The 1,045-nt window shown below is 69.6% G+C and carries 2 protein-coding genes; both read right to left on the bottom strand.

The window, feature by feature from the left end:
- A partial coding sequence (locus ACWDRW_RS40330; RefSeq protein ID WP_451733590.1) for a GTP-binding protein occupies positions 1-401 on the bottom strand: 401 nt, incomplete at its 3' end.
- Between the two features lie 2 nt (positions 402-403).
- The coding region (gene cysD / locus ACWDRW_RS40325) for a sulfate adenylyltransferase subunit CysD (protein WP_451733587.1) at positions 404-1,045 on the bottom strand (642 nt) is incomplete at its 5' end.

Here is a 1,045-nt window from a genome sequence, read left to right as displayed (position 1 = left end):
TGCCGGCGGGTCTGCTCGACCACGCCGTTGCGGGCGTCGATCAGGATCACCGTGAGTTCGGCGGTGGAGGCGCCGGTGACCATGTTGCGGGTGTACTGCACATGGCCGGGGGTGTCGGCGAGGATGAACCGGCGTCTGGGGGTGGCGAAGTAGCGGTAGGCCACATCGATGGTGATGCCCTGTTCCCGCTCGGCGCGCAGGCCGTCGGTGAGCAGGGCGAGGTCGGGGGCTTCCTGGCCGCGGTTGCGGGAGGCGTGCTCGACGGCCTCCAGCTGGTCGGCGAGGACCGACTTGGAGTCGTGCAGCAGCCGTCCGACGAGGGTGGACTTGCCGTCGTCGACCGAACCGGCGGTCGCGAACCGCAGAAGGGTCGTCTCGGAGAGTTCCGTGGTCGTGCTCATGCTTAGAAGTACCCCTCGCGCTTGCGGTCTTCCATCGCGGCCTCGGACAGCTTGTCGTCGGCGCGGGTCGCGCCGCGCTCGGTGAGCCGGGAGGCGGCGATCTCGGCGATCACCTTCTCGATGGTGTCGGCGTCGGAGTCCACCGCGCCCGTGCAGGACATGTCGCCGACCGTGCGGTAGCGGATCTGCCGCTTCTCGACGGTCTCGCCGTCCTTCGGGCCGCCCCACTCACCCGCGGTCAGCCACATGCCGTTACGGGCGAACACCTCACGCTCGTGCGCGAAGTAGATCTCCGGCAGTTCGATGCCCTCGCGGGCGATGTACTGCCAGACGTCCAGCTCGGTCCAGTTGGACAGCGGGAACACGCGGACGTGCTCACCGGGGGCGTGCCGCCCGTTGTAGAGGTTCCACAGCTCGGGCCGCTGCCGGCGGGGGTCCCACTGGGAGAACTCGTCGCGCAGCGAGAACACCCGCTCCTTGGCGCGCGCCTTCTCCTCGTCCCGGCGCCCGCCGCCGAACACGGCGTCGAACCTCTCCTCCTGGATCTTCTCCGTGAGCGGCAGCGTCTGCAGCGGGTTGCGGGTGCCGTCCGGGCGCTCCTTGAGCACCCCGCGGTCGATGTAGTCCTGCACGGAGGCCACATG

The sequence above is a fragment of the Streptomyces sp. NPDC003635 genome, from assembly GCF_053587635.1.
The sequence above is the reverse complement of the archived record's forward strand: the minus strand, read 5'-3'. Positions and strand labels throughout refer to the sequence as shown.